This is a genomic window from Mycolicibacterium confluentis (assembly GCF_010729895.1).
Taxonomy (GTDB): domain Bacteria; phylum Actinomycetota; class Actinomycetes; order Mycobacteriales; family Mycobacteriaceae; genus Mycobacterium; species Mycobacterium confluentis.
Window position 1 is genome coordinate 57,823 of sequence record NZ_AP022612.1, and the last position, 18,757, is coordinate 76,579.

The following is an 18,757-nucleotide window of genomic DNA, read 5'->3' on the forward strand; positions in this document are numbered from 1 at the left end:
CGGCGCATGACCGTTCTGTCCCGCGGCGCGCAGAGTCGGCGCAGCGGCCGCAGGCCGGGGTGGCTGCTCTTGACGGTGTTGCTGGTCCTCGCCATTGCGGCGAGTTCCGCGTTGGTGTTCACCAACCGTGTCGAACTGCTCAAGCTCGCCGTCATCCTGGCGTTGTGGGCCGCCGTCGTCGCGGCCTTCGTCTCGGTCATCTATCGAAGGCAGAGCGACGCCGACCAGGCCAAGGTGCGCGACCTGAAGCTCGTGTACGACCTGCAGCTGGATCGCGAGATCTCGGCGCGCCGCGAGTACGAGCTGACCGTCGAGACACACCTGCGTCGCGAGATCTCGTCTGAACTGCGCCTGCAGTCCGCCGACGAGGTGGCCGCACTGCGCGCTGAACTGGCGGCGCTTCGGACCAATCTGGAGATCCTGTTCGACACCGACCTGGCGCACCGACCCGCCATCGAGACCGACCGCACGCGCGGTGAATGGCTGCGCGCACCGGAACCGGTCAAGGCCGACCGGGTGATCGCCAGCAGGGTCCCGCCCGCGGACGAGGACGACACCACCCGCACCGCCGAGAGTCCGATCATCGACGTGCCCGAGGAACCGCTGCTGCCGCCACAGCCGCCGGTGTCGGAGCCGCGGCCACGGCGGCGCCGCCGCGTCGAGGAGCCCGACTACCGGGGTTCGCACCGCCGGGCGTCGGAGGAGACCAGTTGGGTGATGCCCCCGGTGCCGGCCCAGCCGTCTGCGCCCACACCCCCACCACCGACCCAGACTTCAGCGCCGATACCTGCGCCACCGGCCCCGCCGCCTCCGCAACCCACCCCGCCGCCGCGGCAGGCCCCGCCCCCGCCGCCTCGCGTCCAGCGCTCCGAGCCGGTGCCTAGCCCGGAACCGCGGTTCGAGGCACCTCGGGGGCAGGAACCGCGGTTCGAGCCCGAATCCCGGCCGGAAGCACCCCGTTTCGAAGAGCCTCGGTTCGAACAGCCCCGGCCGGAAGCACCCCGTCTCGAAGAGCCCCGTTTCGAGCCCGCACCCCGGCATGCGCCCCCGCCGCCGCCGGTCGATCCCGACTGGCAGCCGCTCAACACCTGGATTCCCGGATCGCCGGCACCGGCGACCGCCAACGGTCACGGCGTCGAACCTGTGCAGACGCCCGTGCCGCCCGTTGTTCCGCCCGCACCGGCACCCGAAGTCCCCGAAGAACCGCGCGGTCGGCATTACCGTCCGGCCGACGCGCAGCCCCCGTCGTTCACCGAGTCCGAGCGCCGCGGCCGCCATTCCGTGCCGGGATCAGGGCCCGCCGTCCCCCCGGCACCGCCCGAGCCCACGCCGGCGGCCCGGCACCGCAACGCCGAGGACGACACCGAGGACACCCCGCCGCCGGCGGGTCAGTCGGCCGCGGAACTGCTGGCCCGCTTCCAGGCCACGCCCAGCGGCGGCGGACGACGCCGGCGCCGCGAGGACTGACTTACTAGGCGGGTTCCGGGGCTCGGGATGAGCCTCGGCTAGAGTCTTGGTGACCGTCCGGTACCTGCCCGGCAGGACTGGAACGAAAACCAGGACATTTTGCGAAGGAACGTCTGCGATGCTGCAGTCGGAATTTCCCGATGGATCAGAGGGCCACGTCGAGGGGCTGCGCCCAGCTCGGCTGAAGGTCGGCATCGTCTCGGCCGGCCGGGTCGGAACGGCGCTCGGCGTCGCGCTTGAGCGCGCCGAGCACGTCGTCGTCGCATGCAGCGCGATCTCGAATGCGTCCGTGCAGCGTGCCGCGCGCAGGCTGCCCGACACCCCGATCAGCCCGGTGCCCGAGGTGGCGGCCGCGTCCGAATTGCTGCTGCTGGCGGTTCCCGATGCTGAACTGCCCGCGCTGATTTCGGGGCTCGCGGCCACCGGCGAGGTCCGCCGCGGGACTATCGTCGCCCACACCTCGGGGGCGAACGGGATCGGTGTCCTAGCCCCGCTGACCGAACAGGGCTGCCTGCCCCTGGCCATCCATCCGGCCATGACGTTCACCGGGGCCGACGAGGACATCACTCGACTGTCCGAGGCGTGCTTCGGGGTCACGGCCGCCGACGAGATCGGGTACGCCATCGCCCAGTCGCTGGTGCTCGAGATCGGCGGTGAACCCGTGCGCGTGCGCGAGGACGCCCGAACGCTGTATCACGCGGCATTGGCGCACGCCAGCAATCACGTGGTGACCGTCATCGCCGACGCCTTGGAGGCCCTGCGCGCGGCCCTGGCCGGTCAGGAGCTCCTGGGACAGGAATTGGTGGTGGCCGAACCCGGCGGCGTCGCCGAACGGGTACTCGCGCCATTGGCGCGTGCGGCCCTGGAGAACACGCTGCAGCGCGGTCAGGCGGCCCTGACGGGCCCGGTTGCGCGCGGGGACGCCGCCGCCATCGCGGGACACTTGGCGGCCCTGCAGGAGGTCGACCCGTCCCTGGCCGAGGCCTATCGAACCGCGTCGTTGCGAACCGCGCAGCGCGCCCGGGCATCCGCGGAGGTTATCAAGGTGCTGACACGATGACGCTGGGCAAGCCGGCCTACACGCACGGCGAGTTGAACGTCTACACGACGCCCGCCGAGGTCTCGGCAGTGACGAGGGCGCTGCGCCGGACGGGTCGGCGGGTGATGCTCGTCCCGACGATGGGCGCGCTGCACGAGGGACACCTGAGCCTGGTGCGCGAGGCCAAGCGCGTGCCCGGCGCGGTGACCGTCGTGTCGATCTTCGTCAACCCGCTGCAGTTCGGGCCGGGAGAGGATCTGGACGCCTACCCGCGCACGCTGGAGTCGGATCTGGCGCTGCTGCGTGAAGAGGGCGTCGACATCGCGTTCACCCCGAACGCCGCGGCGATGTACCCCACGGGTCCGCGCACCACGGTGCACCCCGGAGTGCTGGGCGCCGACCTCGAGGGCGGTTCGCGTCCCACGCACTTCGCGGGGATGCTGACCGTGGTGCTCAAACTGCTGAACATCGTGTCCCCGGATCGGGCCTTCTTCGGCGAAAAGGATTACCAGCAGCTGGTTCTCATCCGCCAGATGGCCGACGACCTCAACCTGGACGTGCGGATCGTCGGCGTGCCGATCATGCGCGAGGAGGACGGCCTGGCGATGTCCTCGCGGAACCGCTACCTCAGCCCCGAGCACCGCGAACAGGCCAGTGCGCTGTCGGCGTCCCTGTTGGCGGGCAAGTTTGCCGCGGCCTCGGGCGGGGCCACCGCCGCGGTCGCCGCCGTACGCGCGGTCCTCGACGAGGTGCCGGACTTCGACGTCGACTACATCGAGGTCAGGGGTCCCTGGCTCGAGGCCGCGCCCGCCCACGGCAAGGGACGACTGCTGGTCGCCGCACGCCTGGGATCCACCCGCCTGCTGGACAACATCGCCATCGAACTGGGCGCAGCGGCCACCGATGGTTCCTACGCCGGCCGCGGCGAACACCAAGAAATGCCTTGGAGGAACTGATGTTACGGACGATGCTCAAGTCGAAGATCCACCGAGCCACGGTGACGCACGCCGATCTGCACTACGTCGGATCGGTCACCATCGACGCCGACTTGATGGACGCGGCCGACCTCCTCGAAGGCGAGCAGGTGACGATCGTCGACATCGACAACGGGGCTCGGCTCGTCACCTACGCCATCACGGGTGAACGCGGCAGCGGTGTCATCGGAATCAATGGGGCCGCAGCACATCTGGTTCATCCCGGAGATGTCGTCATCCTGATCGCCTACGGCACCATGGAGGACGCCGAGGCCAGGCGGTACCAGCCTCGCGTCGTTTTCGTCGACTCCGACAACCGTCAGATCGACCTCGGCGCGCACGCGTCCGATCCCGCCTACGTGCCCGACGACGCAGGCGAACTCCTCTCCCCGCGAGGGCTGCGCTAGTGCTGCTGGCCATCGACGTCCGCAACACGCACACCGTCGTCGGACTGATCTCCGGGACCGGCGACAACGCACGTGTGGTGCAGCAGTGGCGAATTCGCACAGAACCGGAGGTCACCGCCGACGAACTGGCGCTGACCATCGACGGGCTCATCGGTGAGGACTCGGAGCGCCTCACGGGTGCGGCCGCGCTGTCCACCGTGCCGTCGGTTCTGCACGAGGTCCGGGTCATGCTCGAGCAGTACTGGGAGTCGGTGCCGCACGTGCTGATCGAACCCGGCGTGCGAACCGGCATCCCGCTTTTGGTCGACAATCCGAAGGAGGTTGGTGCGGACCGAATCGTCAACGCACTGGCGGCCTTCCACAGATACGGCCAACCTGCCATCGTGGTCGATTTCGGGTCCTCGATCTGCGTCGATGTGGTTTCGGCGAAGGGGGAGTTCCTCGGTGGGGCCATCGCGCCCGGCGTGCAGGTGTCCTCCGATGCGGCGGCCGCCAGGTCGGCGGCGCTGCGCCGGGTTGAGCTGACCCGGCCCCGGTCGGTGGTCGGCAAGAACACCGTCGAGTGCATGCAGGCCGGGGCCGTGTTCGGGTTCGCGGGTCTTGTCGAAGGCGTGATCCGGCGCATCCGCGAGGACGTCGACGGGTTCGACGGCGACGACGTCGTCATCGTCGCGACCGGACACACCGCGCCACTTCTGTTGCCGGAGTTGCGGATTACGGCCCATCACGACCCGCACCTGACATTGGACGGTCTGCGGCTGGTCTTCGAGCGGAACCGGGACAACTCCCGGGGCAGGCTGCGGCAGGCCCGCTGAGGCTTTCAGAAGAACGTGCGGATCAACTGCACGACCCGGCGCTGCGAGTCCAGGACCGGGATCATCGGCCACTTGTCGAACACCGTGCACGGATGCGAGATGCCGAACTCCAGCCACTCGCCCAGCTCGACCGACTCGTCGGCCAGCCTCAGATAGGCGTGCTGGTCGTTGAGCTTGAACACCTGGGCACCCGGCAGGTCGCGAGGCTGTGGCAGATCCTGGTCGAACGAGACGTCGCGACGCCCCATCGACAGGAGGGCCAGATCGTCCTCGGGGCGGGAGCTGACCTGTGCCCACACGCTCAACGCGGGCCGCAGCGCCTGCTCGGCGTCGGCGCCGGCATCCGGACGGGTCAGCGGCGACGTCCGGCGGTACAGACCATCGTCATGGGTCAGGTAACACCCACTGCGCACGACCACCCGCACTGCGCGGTTCAGCGGCCAGTCGAGCGTCAGGACCTCGGCCACCAGGTCGAAGTGCGTGCTGCCGCCCGCGGTCACGACGATGTCGTCGGTCTCCACCAGGCCGGCCAGTCGCACCGTGGCCTCCCGCAGCGTGGACAGGTAGTCGAGGATGACCGCTCGGCCGGCCGGAGACACGTCATGGCCCAGTGCGGCTTCGTAACCGGCCACGCCGACCAGGCGCAGTTGGGGCGAGGCGGCCGCCGCAGCGGCGACGTCGTCGACCGTGTGCGGTTCGCGCGCACCGGTGCGTCCGCCGGTGGCGCCGACCTCGACGCAGACGTCCAGGGGGCGGGGCGCCCCCGCGCGTCGCAGTTCCTCAGACATCATTGCGACGCCGCGCACCGAGTCCACCCAGCACATCACCTCAAGCTCGGGGTCCGCCAGTGCCGTTGCCAGCCAACGCAGCCCGCCCGCCTCCAGGACCTGGTTCGCGATCACGAAGTTGCGCACTCCGAACGCCCGGTACACGCGCATCTGGCTGACGGTCGCGACGGTGATGGCCACCGCCCCGGCCTCGATCTGGGCAGCGGCCAACTGTGGCGCCATGTGGGTTTTGCCGTGCGGGGCCAACTCGACGCCGTGCTGCTGCAACCAGCGGCCCATGACGGCCAGGTTGTGCCGCAGTGCGTCGGCGCTGAGCACGCAGATCGACCCGAGCGGGGCCGCCTCGAACAACCCGGGGGTCTCGGCGCAGATCTCGGCCGGACTGCGCCCCGACCATGCCGCTGGGAGGCCCTTGAACCGCCAATCCACGGGCTGGTGATCGAGTGCGGTCAGCGCCGCCGCGTCGATGGTCGCGGCCATTGATTCAATCTAATCGGGCCTCGTCATTTAGGCTGGCCCGACGTGAGTGAGGCCGACCTTCCCGAACAGTTCCGCATCCGGCAGGCAAAGAGAGACCGCCTGCTGGCTCAAGGCCGTGATCCCTACCCCGTTGTGGTGCCGCGCACACACACGCTGGCAGAGGTTCGCGACGCCCATCCGGACCTGCCCGCGGACACCCAGACCGGTGAGGTCGTCGGGGTGGCCGGGCGGGTGGTCTTCTCCCGGAACTCGGGCAAACTCTGCTTTGCGACCCTGCAGGACGGCGACGGCACCCAACTTCAGGCGATGATCAGCCTCGCGGGCGTCGGCCAGGAGTCGCTGGACGCCTGGAAGGCCGACGTCGACCTCGGAGACATCGTGTTCGTCCACGGCGAAGTGATCAGTTCGCGTCGCGGTGAACTCTCGGTGCTCGCGGACTCGTGGCAGATGGCCGCCAAGGCCCTGCGCCCGCTGCCGGTCGCGCACAAGGAGATGAGCGAGGAGTCGCGGGTTCGGCAACGCTATGTGGATCTGATCGTGCGCCCCCAGGCCCGCGACGTCGCACGGCAGCGCATTGCGGTGGTCCGCGCGCTCCGCTCGGCATTGGAGCGCCGGGAATTCCTCGAAGTCGAGACTCCGATGCTGCAGACTCAGGCCGGCGGTGCCGCGGCGCGGCCCTTCGTGACACATTCCAATGCCCTCGACACCGATCTCTACCTGCGCATCGCCCCGGAACTGTTCCTGAAACGGTGTGTCGTCGGCGGGTTGGACAGGGTCTTCGAGTTGAATCGCAACTTCAGAAACGAAGGCGCGGATTCAACGCATTCTCCGGAATTCTCGATGCTGGAGACTTACCAGGCGTATGGCGACTACAACGATTCCGCGTTGGTCACCCGTGAAGTTATTCAAGAAGTCGCCGATGAGGCGATAGGCACACGGCAGGTGCCACTGCCGGATGGATCACTCTACGACCTCGACGGCGAATGGCAGTCGTTGGAAATGTATCCGTCTTTGTCGGAGGCCCTGGGCGAGGAGATCACCCCGGACACCTCCGCGCAGCGGTTGTGGGACATTGCGGGCCGGCTTGAGCTCGAAATCCCCAAGGACCGGGGCTTCGGGCACGGCAAGCTGGTCGAGGAACTCTGGGAGCACCTGGTCGGCGACAAGTTGTGGGCGCCCACGTTCGTCAAGGACTTCCCGGTCGAGACAACGCCGTTGACTCGTCAGCACCGCAGCATCAACGGTGTGACGGAGAAGTGGGACCTCTACGTCCGCGGGTTCGAGCTGGCCACCGGATACTCCGAGTTGATCGATCCCGTCGTGCAACGGGAACGGTTCGCTGCCCAGGCTCTCGCCGCCGCGGCCGGAGACGACGAGGCGATGGAACTCGACGAGGATTTCCTCGCGGCCATGGAATATGGGATGCCGCCGACCACTGGAACGGGAATGGGAGTGGACCGGTTGTTGATGGCACTGACTGGGTTGTCAATTCGCGAGACCGTTTTGTTTCCGATTGTCAAGCGCGCCAGATTGTCGACGGGAGAGTCCACGGATCCGTCGTGACCTGCGCGTTGTTGAACGCAAGGGGCTCGTGTGGCACATTGGTAAGCGGTGGGTCGGTTGCATACCGCAATTAACCCGAAATTCGCGTTTCCAGAAGGGTCGTTCAACTCATGGCGAGGAAAGTTACCGTCACCCTGGTCGATGATTTCGATGGTGAGGGTTCCGCTGATGAAACTGTTGAATTCGGGCTTGACGGCGTGACGTATGAGATCGACCTTTCGACCAAGAACGCTGCGAAATTGCGTGCTGATCTGAAGAAGTGGGTCGAGGCCAGCCGCCGGGTCGGCGGTCGCCGCCGTGGCCGCGCCAGCACGGGCCGCGGACGCGGCGCCATCGACCGCGAGCAGAGTGCGGCGATCCGTGAGTGGGCCCGTAAGAACGGTCACAACGTGTCGACTCGCGGACGCATCCCCGCCGACGTCATCGAGGCGTTCCACGCGGCCACCTGAGCCGCTTTCGGCCCTCCCGGTCCGGCTTTCGCTAGAGGCGAACTGAACAGGAAACGAATCCGTAGTTCCCGGCGTTGCTCTTATGCACTGCAGTTATCGCGAGTTCGGCTCGTGCCGGTCCGCGGTGGACCGGGCACCAAGGTAAAGCACCTCGGACCGTCGCCCACTACAGTGGAATGACAGGCAATGTGCTCTGCCCAGGCGAGAGTGCGGTTGCCCTATCAAGGAGAGCAGGTAACCACGGATGTTCGAACGATTTACCGACCGAGCACGTCGGGTCGTCGTCCTGGCTCAAGAAGAAGCCCGGATGCTGAACCACAACTACATCGGCACCGAGCACATCCTGCTGGGCCTCATTCATGAGGGTGAAGGCGTAGCGGCCAAGTCGCTCGAGTCACTGGGCATCTCGCTGGAAGGCGTGCGCAGCCAGGTCGAGGAGATCATCGGGCAGGGCCAGCAGGCCCCCTCGGGTCACATCCCCTTCACCCCCCGCGCCAAGAAGGTGCTCGAACTCAGCCTGCGTGAGGCGCTCCAGCTCGGCCACAACTACATCGGCACCGAGCACATCCTGCTCGGCCTGATCCGCGAGGGTGAGGGCGTCGCCGCGCAGGTTCTGGTCAAGCTCGGCGCTGAGCTGACACGCGTGCGCCAGCAGGTGATCCAGCTGCTGAGCGGCTACCAGGGCAAGGAGACGGCCGAGGCCGGCACGGGAGGCCGTGGCGGCGAGTCCGGCAACCCCTCGACCTCGCTGGTGCTCGACCAGTTCGGTCGCAACCTGACGGCCGCCGCGATGGAGGGCAAGCTCGATCCGGTCATCGGCCGAGAGAAAGAGATCGAGCGGGTCATGCAGGTGCTGAGCCGCCGCACCAAGAACAACCCGGTGCTGATCGGTGAGCCCGGCGTCGGCAAGACCGCCGTCGTCGAGGGTCTCGCGCAGGCCATCGTGCATGGGGACGTGCCGGAGACGCTCAAGGACAAGCAGCTCTACACGCTTGATCTGGGCTCGCTGGTCGCCGGCAGCCGCTACCGCGGTGACTTCGAGGAGCGCCTCAAGAAGGTGCTCAAGGAGATCAACACCCGCGGCGACATCATCCTGTTCATCGACGAGCTGCACACGCTCGTGGGTGCGGGTGCCGCCGAGGGCGCCATCGACGCGGCCTCGATCCTGAAGCCCAAGCTGGCCCGCGGCGAGCTGCAGACCATCGGCGCCACCACGCTCGACGAGTACCGCAAGTACATCGAGAAGGACGCCGCCCTGGAACGCCGATTCCAGCCGGTCCAGGTGGGTGAGCCCACCGTCGCGCACACCGTCGAGATCCTCAAGGGTCTGCGTGATCGGTACGAGGCGCACCACCGCGTCTCGATCACTGACGGCGCGATCGTCGCGGCCGCGACGCTGGCCGACCGCTACATCAACGACCGATTCCTGCCGGACAAGGCCATCGACCTGATCGACGAGGCCGGCGCCCGGATGCGAATCCGCCGGATGACCGCTCCGCCAGACCTGCGCGAGTTCGACGAGAAGATCGCCGACGCCCGTCGCGAGAAGGAGTCCGCGATCGACGCGCAGGACTTCGAGAAGGCCGCGAGCCTGCGGGATCGGGAGAAGCAGCTCGTCGCACAGCGGGCCGAGCGTGAGAAGCAGTGGCGCTCGGGCGATCTCGACGTGGTTGCCGAGGTCGACGACGAGCAGATCGCCGAGGTGCTGGGCAACTGGACCGGCATCCCCGTGTTCAAGCTGACCGAGGAGGAAACCACTCGGCTGCTGCGCATGGAGGACGAGCTGCACAAGCGGATCATCGGCCAAGAGGACGCCGTCAAGGCCGTCAGCAAGGCCATCCGCCGCACCCGCGCCGGTCTGAAGGACCCCAAGCGCCCCTCGGGCTCGTTCATCTTCGCCGGCCCGTCCGGTGTCGGTAAGACCGAGCTGTCCAAGGCGCTGGCCAACTTCCTGTTCGGCGACGACGACGCGCTCATCCAGATCGACATGGGCGAGTTCCACGACCGCTTCACCGCGTCGCGGCTGTTCGGTGCCCCTCCGGGGTACGTCGGCTACGAAGAGGGCGGCCAGCTCACCGAGAAGGTGCGCCGGAAGCCGTTCTCGGTCGTGTTGTTCGACGAGATCGAGAAGGCCCACCAGGAGATCTACAACACGCTGTTGCAGGTCCTCGAGGACGGCCGCCTGACCGACGGTCAGGGTCGCACCGTGGACTTCAAGAACACCGTGCTGATCTTCACGTCGAACCTGGGCACGTCGGACATCAGCAAGGCCGTCGGCCTCGGGTTCACCCAGGGTGGTGGTGAGAACAACTACGAGCGGATGAAGCTCAAGGTCAACGACGAGCTCAAGAAGCACTTCCGTCCGGAGTTCCTCAACCGCATCGACGACATCATCGTGTTCCACCAGTTGACGCAGGACGAGATCATCAAGATGGTCGACCTGATGGCGGGCCGCGTGTCCAAGCAGCTGGCGGCCAAGGACATGGAGATGGTGCTGAGCGACAAGGCCAAGTCCCTGTTGGCCAAGCGCGGGTTCGACCCGGTGCTCGGTGCCCGACCGCTGCGTCGGACCATCCAGCGCGAGATCGAGGACGCCCTGAGCGAGAAGATCCTGTTCGACGAGGTCGGACCGGGTCAGGTCGTCACGGTCGACGTCGAGAACTGGGACGGCGAGGGCGCAGGCGAGGATGCCCGGTTCACCTTCTCAGGTGCGCCGAAGGCCCCGGCTTCGACCGAAGCGGACCTGGCGGGCGCGGGTGCTTCCGGCACCCCGGCAGGCACAACCGCCGAATAGCGGATCGCTGACCGAACGGGCGGCCACCCTTCACGGGTGGTCGCCCGTTCGCGCGTTGGTGACGAAACACAGGTTGCGGTGCGACGGCGGGAACGACCAGCTTAAGATGCTCGGTGTAACCGACGGGCCGAGGAATCTGGTGAGAGTCCAGAACGGTCGCGCCACTGTCCACAGTCAGACCCTAAGTCCGTCACCCCCACCGAACCGGGACGCGAGATCCCCGAAAGGAACGCCATGACCTATCCACAGACGTCCAAGACTCGGGCCGGCGCCATCGACCTCTCGGCCACCAAGGCCGCCGTGTGGTTGACCGCGACGGTCCTGCTGGCTCTGCTGGCTATCTACTTCGTGGGCATGGACCAGGGGGCCACTTCGGTCTTCGGCAACAACACCTACGTGCATGAGTTCGTGCACGACGCCCGGCACCTTCTCGGCTTCCCCTGCCACTGATACGGGCAGCGGACAGGAGCCAATCGAATATGGAAAAGCACGTCATCTGGCGCGGCATTCTGGCCGGCGCCCTTGCCGGTGTGCTCGCATTCATCTGGTCGTGGGTGTTCATCGAACCCGTGATCGATAGGGCCATCGATTTTGAAGACGGTGTGGGCGCCGCGCATGAGGCGCTTGAGCATGCGCACGAACACGGTCACTCGCACGCCGAAGGTGGATTCGAGATCACCCGTACCGTGCAGTCGACCGTCGGGTTGGGCTTCGGTCTCCTGGCGTTCGGCGTCGCAATGGGTGCACTCTTGGCCGTCGTGTTCTGCGTGGTCTACAACCGCACCAACATGTCGGCTCGCGCGTTGGCCGCGCTGACAGCGGGCGGCATGCTGGTGTCGCTGTGGATTGTGCCGTCGTTGAAGTACCCGCCGAACCCGCCGGCCGTCAGCGCCGACGAGACCCTCAATCAGCGCACGCTGCTCTACGTGCTGATCGTGGGAGTATCGATCGCTCTGATGGTCGCCGCGGTGTTCTTCGGAAGGCGGTTGGCGCCCAAGCTGGGCACCTGGAACGCGGCCCTGGCCGCGGCCGGCGCATACATCGTGGCGGTGGCCGTGGTGTACCTCGTGCTCCCGGCCGTCGACGAGACCCCCGGGCCGTTGCTTGACGAGTCGGGCGCCATCGTGTTCCCGGGCTTCCCCGCTGACGACCTCTACGAGTTCCGGCTGTATTCGCTGGGCGCGCAGGTGGTTCTGTGGGCGACGATCGGGCTGGTGTTCGGGGTCCTGGTGTCCCGACTGCTCGAGAATAAGCGCGAGTCAGTCTCTGCGTGAGTGAAGTCGTCCGGCTGACACTGGTGTCGCATGCGATGACCGATGCCATGTCAGCCGGACGGTTTCCCACTGACGAACCACTGAGTGAACTCGGCAGCCGTCAGCTCTTCGACGTTGTTGTCGAGTCCCAGACCGCGCTCTGCGGCCCCGAGGTGCGTGCCCGGCAGACGGCTGCGGCACTGGGCTTGACCGCCACCCCCGAGCCTGGGCTCGCCGATCTCGACGTCGGCGCGTGGGCCGGATCGGCACTGGATGCGATCGACCCCGGTCAGCTGGCCGCCTGGTTGACCGATTCCTCCGCGTCGCCGCACGGCGGCGAGTCGATCGTCGCGCTCGTGCAGCGGGTCGGCCGCTGGATGGACTCGCTGGCGCCGACGCCGTCGAGGCTGGTGGCCGTCACGCATCCGGCGGTGATCCGGGCCGCGATCCTGATCGCGCTCGACGCGCCGCCGAAGTCCTTCTGGCGCATCGACATCGCGCCGGCGTCGCGGACTGTGCTGCACCGCCGCGGCCCCGGTTGGACGCTGCGCCTCTAGCCCTTCCCCGCGGCGCGCTGGGGTCCCCTTCCCCGCGAGCGCGCTGGGGTCCCCTTCCCCGCGAGCGGGCGCGTTGGTACGCCGACACGCCGCCGCAGCCGTACAAAGTGGGCCGCTCGTGGGCACCGAAGTGGACGCTCGCCGACGGGAAGTGGTCAGCCCACAGGGATCAGGTCGAACATCTGCTTGATGATCGACATCAGGTATCCACCAGTCTGGTTGCTGTGGAAGCGATCCCAGTTGGTCTGCAGGCTCAGCACCCACGGCTGGCCGGTGCGGTCGACGGCATACCAGCTGAAGGTCAGCTCGCCCGGCAGGTTGCCGGCCTTGGCGCCGATGTACGGCCACTTCTGCCGGTCCAGGTCGATGCCCGGAATCTCGGACATGATGTCCTTCACCGGAGCAGCCGCGCCCGTGGCGCCGGTCTGGAGTGCGGCGTGCACACGACAAATGTCCTCGGCGCTGCCGTACCACTCGGCGCCATACGCCGACGCCGGCTCGTGTGAGCGCAGCGGGTCGGGTTCATACGGCCGAGCCTTGGTCTCGCGCAACAGTTCCGCTCGCGCCTGCGGGCTGCCGTTCTTCCACTTGTCCCGCAGATCCGGCTCACCCCAGCCGATCGAGAACAGCTCGTGCATGGTCGGGAACGGGGTCATGCTGCCCGGATCGTGATGACCCGCGTCGGCCAGCGCCTGCTCGACGGCACGGGTGCCGACGTGATTGATGAGCAGATCGGTGGCCATGTTGTCGCTGTTGGCGATCATCTTGCCTGCGGCCGTCCGCACCGAGATCCTGCTGCCCTCGGGCATGGTGTCGAACGCCGAGGAGCCGACGGTCTTACCCTCCTCGGTGATGGTCAGCTCGTCGTCCCAGGAGACCTCGCCCGCGCGAACGGACTCGGCCACCGCGTAGAGCACGTAAAGCTTGAAGATCGAGGCCAGCGGCAGGGAGGCCGCGGTATTGCTGCCCGCCAACTGCTCGCACTGGCCGTCGACGATCTTGGAGACCCGGTACGAGTACCGCGCACCCGAGGTCTTCAACGCCGCGTCGACGTCGGCCCAAGTCCGGATCTGCGGAGTCTGGGTGGTGACGATGAACTTGTCCACCAGCGTCGAGTCGGAGGTGTGCAGTTCGATCTGCTGTTTGGCGCCGTAGGACGTGATGACGTGCAGTGTTGCGGTGCCCGCGCCGACGTCGACGCCCGTCAGCGTGTACGGCCGCTCCCACCACATGCCGTCCATCACGTGCGCGACGTAGTCGACGGCGTCCGGCACGGCAAGGGTCTTCACCCCGGGAGTCCCGATTGGCCAGTCGGAGTTCAGCATGTCCATCACCTGTTTGGCGCGGACACCCTGGGGTGTGTTGGTGGTGATGTGCACACCGGAGTTGCCGGCATGCGCCGTCGGCGTGTCAGCGGGCGCGCAGCTACCGACGACGGGGACAACCAGAACGGCACCAAGGGTCAGTGCCGCAGCCGTTCTAACTCTTCGCGTCAGGCCCTGCAACGTCCAACACAACCTCGAACTCGAGCAGCGATGCGCCGGTGGCCACGGGATTGGCGGCCTGACCCTTGTGCGCCTCGATGGCCGGTCCAGTGGCCCAGGCCTGGAAGGCCTCGTCGGACTCCCACTGCGTCACGACGAAATAGCGGGTCTCGCCATTCACCGGGCGCAGCAGCTGAAACCCGAGGAAGCCGGGCTGATTGTCGACGGCGTGTGCGCGGTGCGCGAACCGCTTCTCCAGCTCCGGACCTGCGTCGGCGGGAACTTCGATTGCATTGATCTTCACCACAGCCATGGGGTTAGGCTACCGGTTCTCATGTCGAGTGATCCTTTGACGTACCGAGGCGGGCGGGGCATCCCGTTGGTGCTGGTGCACGGATTGATGGGTCGTGGCAGCACGTGGTCGCGACAGTTGCCGTGGCTGACGCAGATGGGTGCGGTCTACACCTACGACGCGCCCTGGCACCGCGGACGCGACGTGCTCGACCCGCACCCGATCAGCACCGAGCGGTTCGTGGCCGACCTTGGAGAGGCGATCGAGCGATTCGGGCGTCCCGTCCCGTTGGTCGCGCACTCGATGGGTGGCCTGCATTCGTGGTGCCTGGCCGCTGAGCGGCCCGAACTGGTGGCCTCGGTGGTGGTCGAGGACATGGCGCCGGACTTCCGGGGCCGCACCACGGGTCCGTGGGAGCCGTGGGTGCACGCTCTGCCCGTCGAGTTCCCCAGCGCACAGGCGGTCTTCGACGCCTTCGGTCCGGTGGCCGGCCAGTACTTCCTCGACGCCTTCGACCGCACTCCGACCGGATGGCGCCTCCACGGACTCCCCGAGAAGTGGGTGGAGATCGCCGCGGAATGGGGCACCCGCGACTACTGGGAGCAGTGGCGCGCGGTCCAGGTGCCCGCGCTGCTCATCGAGGCCGGTGACTCGGTCGCACCGCCCGGGCAGATGGCCCGGATGCACGATATCGGGATCAACTCCACCTACGTCCGCGTGCCCGGCGCGGGGCATCTGGTGCACGACGACGCGCCCGATGCGTATCGAGTCGCGGTCCAGGAGTTCCTGAAGTCCCCGACGGGCTAGCGGTCAGCGGCGTTCGCCCAGGACGCCCGGGGACGGCCAGGACGGTGACTGCTCGAACCGGGTGCGGATGGCGTCGAGGTCATGGCCTACGCGCCGCGCGTCGGCGTTGTCCTCGAAGAGCGGCCCCACGAGAGGCGCCGCGAAGCGGAATTGGTCGAAGTGCATCCGCAGGTGGCCGTTGCGGTGTGAGACGGCGGCCAACGTCGCGACCAGGCCGAACGGTGCCAGCAGGACGGCCAACAGCAGGATCAGTGTCAGTGCAGTGCTCATGGCAGTAAGTCTTCAAAAAATAATATCCGGCCAACAGTGGCAGCACTGCCCTATTGCGATAAAATGCTGCCATGTTGCAAACGGTCTCGGCACTGGCTCTCGACCGCCTCGCGGTTTTCGAGTTCGGGGTCATCTGCGAGGTGTTCGGCATCGATCGCTCCAACGACGGCGTTCCGAACTTCAATTTCAAGGTGTGCGGACTGGAGGCTGGGAAGCCGATCCGCACCACGGTGGGCGCCACCCTGACGCCCGACTGCGGCCTCGAGGGGCTGCGCGGCGCCGACCTGGTCGCCGTGCCGGCGATCGCCGCCAAGGAGTATCCGCCGGAGGCACTGCAGGCCCTGCGGGATGCCGCCGACGCCGGGTCGATCATCCTCACGGTGTGCTCGGGCGCCTTTGTCGCGGGGGCGGCAGGCCTGCTCGACGGCCGACCGTGCACCACCCACTGGATGCACGCCGACGAGCTGGCGCGACGCTTTCCCACCGCGCGGGTGGATCGCAACGTGCTCTTCGTCGACGACGGCAACCTGATCACGAGCGCAGGTACGGCTGCCGGAATCGACGCCTGCCTGCATCTGGTGCGCCGTGAACTGGGCAGTGCGGTGACCAACGTGATCGCCCGCCGGATGGTCGTGCCACCGCAGCGAGACGGCGGCCAGCGTCAGTACATCGACCAGCCGATTCCCGTGCACTGCTCCGATGGCTTTGCGCCGCACCTGGATTGGATACTCGAAAACCTGCACCTACCGCATTCGGTGGCGAGCCTGGCTCAGAGGACCAACATGTCGGCCCGCACATTCGCGCGCCGCTTCGTGGAGGAGACAGGCACCACCCCGATGCAGTGGGTGACGGACCAGCGAGTGCTCTACGCGCGGCGGCTGCTAGAGGAGTCCACCCTGGACATCGACCAGATCGCCGACCGTGTCGGGTTCGGCACGGCAACCCTTCTGCGGCACCACTTCCGGCGCATCATCGGTGTCACGCCGTCGCGCTACCGGCGCAGCTTCGCCTGCGACGATGAGTGCGCCGACACCGCCTGATCAGTTCGGCGGTGCAGCGAAACCGCGTACGCGCCACCCTCGTACGGTGCGCGGTCCCAGGTGGCCCAGCGCGCCACCGCCTGCAGGCCCGCCGACTGCGCGTACTCGTCGTAATCTGCCAGTGAGACGCGGTCGGGCTTGATCTGAAACCCCGCCAGCAGCAGGCCACCTGGCATCAGGCGCGCACTCAGTTGTCTGAGCACCGTCGGCTCGGTGTGGGGTGCGACGAAGATCATCACGTTGCCCGCGAGCAGCACCAGATCGAACAGCTCGTCCAGGTGACCGTCCAGGCCGGCCAGATCGGCCTCCAACCAGGGCAGGTCCGGCGCCTTCTCGCGAGCCCCGGCCAGCATGCCCGGGTCGGCGTCGACGCCGACCGTGGAGAACCCGCGACGGGCCAATTCGATTGCCACCCGGCCGGTTCCGCAACCGGCGTCCAACACCCGACTGCCGCCGTACTCCCGCAGGAGGGACTCGACGAGGTCGGCTTCACCGTGCACGTTCTGGCCCGAGGCGGCCAGTGACCGCCAGCGCGCGTCATAGTCGTCGCCGCGGGGGGCGTCAGTGCCCTGCCAGCGTGTCATGCGCGAATCCTCCCCACGCTCCGCGTGCATCGTCGCCTTCGGTTCCCATTGCTCGGCTCCTCCTCACGCTCCGCAGGCTCCGCGTGCATCGTCGCCTTCGCCACAGAGGGCGAATCGACCGTCCTCCGTCTGCTCCACCAGCCCATCCACCAGCAGCGAATCCAAGGCGCGATCACGCTGGGCCGGATCGGTCAGCCACACCACATCCAGGGCATTCCGCTGCACCGGAGTTGTGCTGTCGCGCAGCACATCGAGCAGCCTGCCCCGGACCTGCCGGTCGGTGCCCGCGTATTTCTGCACCCGTTTGGGCACCGCCTCGCCCGCCGGGAAACCCGCCGACCGCCAAGCGCATGAACTCAGCGGACAGATGCCGCACCGCGGCGAGCGCGCGGTGCACACCACCGCGCCCAGTTCCATCAGAGCAGCCGAAAAGGTCGGTGTGCTCTCATCATTGGGCAGCAGGGCCGCGACGGCGGCCTCATCCCGGGTCGCGGACGGGGCGCCGGCGTCGGCCAGTCCCTGGACCGCGCGAGCCACCACCCGCCGCACATTGGTGTCGACCACGGGGACCCACTGGCCGTAGGCGAAACACGCGATCGCGCGGGCGGTGTAGCTGCCCACACCCGGCAGCGTCAGCAGCGTCTGCACATCGTCGGGGACGACGTCGCCGTGTTCGGTGGCGATCACCGCGGCGCACTCATGCAACCGCTTGGCGCGGCGCGGATAGCCGAGCTTGCCCCACGCTCGGAGAATGTCGGCCGGACTCGCCGCCGCGGTCGCCGACGGGGTCGGCCATCGGTCCACCCACTCCAGCCAGCGGGGGAGCACCCGGACCACAGGGGTCTGCTGCAGCATGAACTCGCTGACCAGGATCTGCCACGCGCTCACCGACGGATCACGCCAGGGAAGGTCGCGCCGTTCGCGTTCGTACCAGGCGACCAGTTCGGCAGAATTCATGCTCATCGCCACCGCACGACCTGTTGGGTGCAGAATGGCTGATATGCCGAACTCCAGTCCCGTGACCGCTTGGAAGGCACTCAGAGAGGGTAACGAGCGCTTCGTTGCGGGTAAGCCCGAGCACCCCAGCCAGAGCATCGAGTACCGAGCCAGCCTGGCTGCGGAGCAGAAACCGACCGCGGTGGTGTTCGGATGCGCCGACAGCCGAGTGGCCGCCGAGATCATTTTCGATCAGGGCCTCGGCGACATGTTCGTGGTGCGCACGGCGGGTCACGTCATCGACTCAGCGGTGCTCGGGTCGATCGAGTACGCGGTCGCGGTGCTGGACGTGCCGCTGATCGTCGTCCTCGGACACGACAGCTGCGGCGCGGTGAAGGCCACTCTGTCGGCGCTCGACGGGGGCGCCGTTCCCGGCGGATACGTGCGCGACGTCGTCGAGCGCGTGACCCCCTCGATCCTGCTGGGCCGCCGCGACGGCCTGGCTCGTGTCGACGAGTTCGAGGCGCGCCACGTCATCGAGACCGGCACCCAGTTGGTGGCCAGGTCGTCGCTGATCAAGGACCGCATCGACGGCGGAAGCCTGGCGATCGTCGGGCTCACCTACCACCTGGCTGACGGGAAGGTGGCGCTGCGCGCGAACCTGGGCGACATCGGAGAGGCGGCCCTCGAACCTGCCTGATCGCTCACAACCGCCGGTGGTTGTGAGCGCCAATACCGCGTGGTGGGCGGGCTAGGGC

The 18,757-nt window shown here is 67.7% G+C and carries 20 protein-coding genes; 14 read left to right on the plus strand and 6 right to left on the minus strand.

All coding sequences use genetic code 11. From position 1 onward, the window contains the following. Positions 1–6 precede the first annotated feature (6 nt). The 5 genes from G6N34_RS00260 to G6N34_RS00280 all read left to right on the plus strand — a co-directional run bounded on the left by G6N34_RS00260 (position 7) and on the right by G6N34_RS00280 (position 4,702). The gene (locus tag G6N34_RS00260) at positions 7–1,467 is read left to right on the plus strand and encodes a DUF6779 domain-containing protein (RefSeq protein WP_170311420.1); all 1,461 of its coding nucleotides are present in this window, start codon (positions 7–9) and stop codon (positions 1,465–1,467) included. 118 nt (positions 1,468–1,585) lie between these two features. Next, the gene (locus G6N34_RS00265) at positions 1,586–2,527 is read left to right on the plus strand and encodes a Rossmann-like and DUF2520 domain-containing protein (RefSeq protein WP_085155649.1); all 942 of its coding nucleotides are present in this window, start codon (positions 1,586–1,588) and stop codon (positions 2,525–2,527) included. Next, on the plus strand, positions 2,524–3,462 hold the full coding sequence (gene panC, locus G6N34_RS00270; RefSeq protein ID WP_085155651.1) for a pantoate--beta-alanine ligase: 939 nt from the start codon (positions 2,524–2,526) through the stop codon (positions 3,460–3,462). Before G6N34_RS00265 ends, panC begins: the two co-directional genes overlap by 4 nt. Continuing rightward, positions 3,462–3,887: an aspartate 1-decarboxylase gene (panD, locus tag G6N34_RS00275; protein ID WP_085155653.1), complete on the plus strand. Its 426-nt coding sequence runs from the start codon at positions 3,462–3,464 to the stop codon at positions 3,885–3,887. Before panC ends, panD begins: the two co-directional genes overlap by 1 nt. Next, a complete protein-coding gene (locus G6N34_RS00280; RefSeq protein ID WP_085155655.1) occupies positions 3,887–4,702 on the plus strand; it encodes a type III pantothenate kinase in 816 nt (271 codons plus the stop codon). The genes panD and G6N34_RS00280 overlap by 1 nt, the downstream gene beginning before the upstream one ends. 5 nt (positions 4,703–4,707) lie before the next feature. On the opposite strand, the gene G6N34_RS00285 is transcribed toward G6N34_RS00280, so the two are convergent. Then, a complete protein-coding gene (locus G6N34_RS00285; RefSeq protein WP_085155657.1) occupies positions 4,708–5,970 on the minus strand; it encodes an alanine racemase in 1,263 nt (420 codons plus the stop codon). A gap of 42 nt (positions 5,971–6,012) precedes the next feature. Here G6N34_RS00285 and lysS point away from each other — a divergent pair, with 42 nt between their 5' ends. The 6 genes from lysS to G6N34_RS00315 all read left to right on the plus strand — a co-directional run bounded on the left by lysS (position 6,013) and on the right by G6N34_RS00315 (position 12,586). Further along, complete coding sequence (gene lysS / locus G6N34_RS00290) at positions 6,013–7,533, plus strand: lysine--tRNA ligase (protein ID WP_234813078.1); 1,521 nt, start codon at positions 6,013–6,015, stop codon at positions 7,531–7,533. A 110-nt stretch (positions 7,534–7,643) separates the two neighbouring features. After that, complete coding sequence (gene lsr2 / locus G6N34_RS00295) at positions 7,644–7,982, plus strand: histone-like nucleoid-structuring protein Lsr2 (protein ID WP_068251776.1); 339 nt, start codon at positions 7,644–7,646, stop codon at positions 7,980–7,982. A 244-nt stretch (positions 7,983–8,226) separates the two neighbouring features. Further along, positions 8,227–10,776, plus strand: coding sequence for an ATP-dependent protease ATP-binding subunit ClpC (clpC1, locus tag G6N34_RS00300; RefSeq protein ID WP_085155661.1), 2,550 nt, complete (start codon positions 8,227–8,229; stop codon positions 10,774–10,776). A gap of 234 nt (positions 10,777–11,010) precedes the next feature. After that, a complete protein-coding gene (locus G6N34_RS00305) occupies positions 11,011–11,226 on the plus strand; it encodes a CbtB domain-containing protein (RefSeq protein ID WP_085155663.1) in 216 nt (71 codons plus the stop codon). 29 nt (positions 11,227–11,255) lie between these two features. Continuing rightward, positions 11,256–12,050, plus strand: coding sequence for a CbtA family protein (locus G6N34_RS00310; RefSeq protein ID WP_085155665.1), 795 nt, complete (start codon positions 11,256–11,258; stop codon positions 12,048–12,050). Beyond that, entirely contained in the window at positions 12,047–12,586 is a 540-nt protein-coding gene (locus tag G6N34_RS00315) for a histidine phosphatase family protein (RefSeq protein ID WP_085155667.1), read from the plus strand. The genes G6N34_RS00310 and G6N34_RS00315 overlap by 4 nt, the downstream gene beginning before the upstream one ends. Positions 12,587–12,741: 155 nt before the next feature. Here the strand turns inward: G6N34_RS00315 and G6N34_RS00320 are convergent, their stop codons facing one another. After that, positions 12,742–14,091: a serine hydrolase gene (locus tag G6N34_RS00320; RefSeq protein ID WP_085155669.1), complete on the minus strand. Its 1,350-nt coding sequence runs from the start codon at positions 14,089–14,091 to the stop codon at positions 12,742–12,744. Beyond that, positions 14,066–14,383 carry a mycobilin-forming heme oxygenase MhuD gene (mhuD, locus tag G6N34_RS00325; protein WP_085155671.1) on the minus strand — a complete coding sequence of 106 codons (318 nt, stop codon included), beginning with the start codon at positions 14,381–14,383 and terminating at the stop codon, positions 14,066–14,068. The genes G6N34_RS00320 and mhuD overlap by 26 nt, the downstream gene beginning before the upstream one ends. Positions 14,384–14,404: 21 nt before the next feature. Between mhuD and G6N34_RS00330 the strand changes: the two genes are divergently transcribed. After that, entirely contained in the window at positions 14,405–15,169 is a 765-nt protein-coding gene (locus tag G6N34_RS00330; protein ID WP_085155673.1) for an alpha/beta fold hydrolase, read from the plus strand. Positions 15,170–15,172: 3 nt separating this feature from the next. Here G6N34_RS00330 and G6N34_RS00335 read toward each other — a convergent pair whose 3' ends face one another. Beyond that, positions 15,173–15,439: a hypothetical protein gene (locus G6N34_RS00335; RefSeq protein WP_085155675.1), complete on the minus strand. Its 267-nt coding sequence runs from the start codon at positions 15,437–15,439 to the stop codon at positions 15,173–15,175. 71 nt (positions 15,440–15,510) lie between these two features. Between G6N34_RS00335 and G6N34_RS00340 the strand changes: the two genes are divergently transcribed. Beyond that, on the plus strand, positions 15,511–16,479 hold the full coding sequence (locus G6N34_RS00340) for a helix-turn-helix domain-containing protein (RefSeq protein ID WP_085155677.1): 969 nt from the start codon (positions 15,511–15,513) through the stop codon (positions 16,477–16,479). Here the strand turns inward: G6N34_RS00340 and G6N34_RS00345 are convergent. Both G6N34_RS00345 and G6N34_RS00350 read right to left on the minus strand, forming a co-directional pair. Further along, positions 16,431–17,063, minus strand: a complete 633-nt coding sequence (locus G6N34_RS00345; RefSeq protein ID WP_085155679.1) for a class I SAM-dependent methyltransferase — start codon at positions 17,061–17,063, stop codon at positions 16,431–16,433. The genes G6N34_RS00340 and G6N34_RS00345 overlap by 49 nt on opposite strands. A gap of 63 nt (positions 17,064–17,126) precedes the next feature. After that, on the minus strand, positions 17,127–18,026 hold the full coding sequence (locus tag G6N34_RS00350) for an iron-sulfur binding domain-containing protein (protein WP_085155834.1): 900 nt from the start codon (positions 18,024–18,026) through the stop codon (positions 17,127–17,129). Between the two features lie 37 nt (positions 18,027–18,063). Here G6N34_RS00350 and G6N34_RS00355 point away from each other — a divergent pair, with 37 nt between their 5' ends. Continuing rightward, positions 18,064–18,699 carry a carbonic anhydrase gene (locus tag G6N34_RS00355; RefSeq protein WP_085155681.1) on the plus strand — a complete coding sequence of 212 codons (636 nt, stop codon included), beginning with the start codon at positions 18,064–18,066 and terminating at the stop codon, positions 18,697–18,699. Positions 18,700–18,757: the final 58 nt, after the last annotated feature.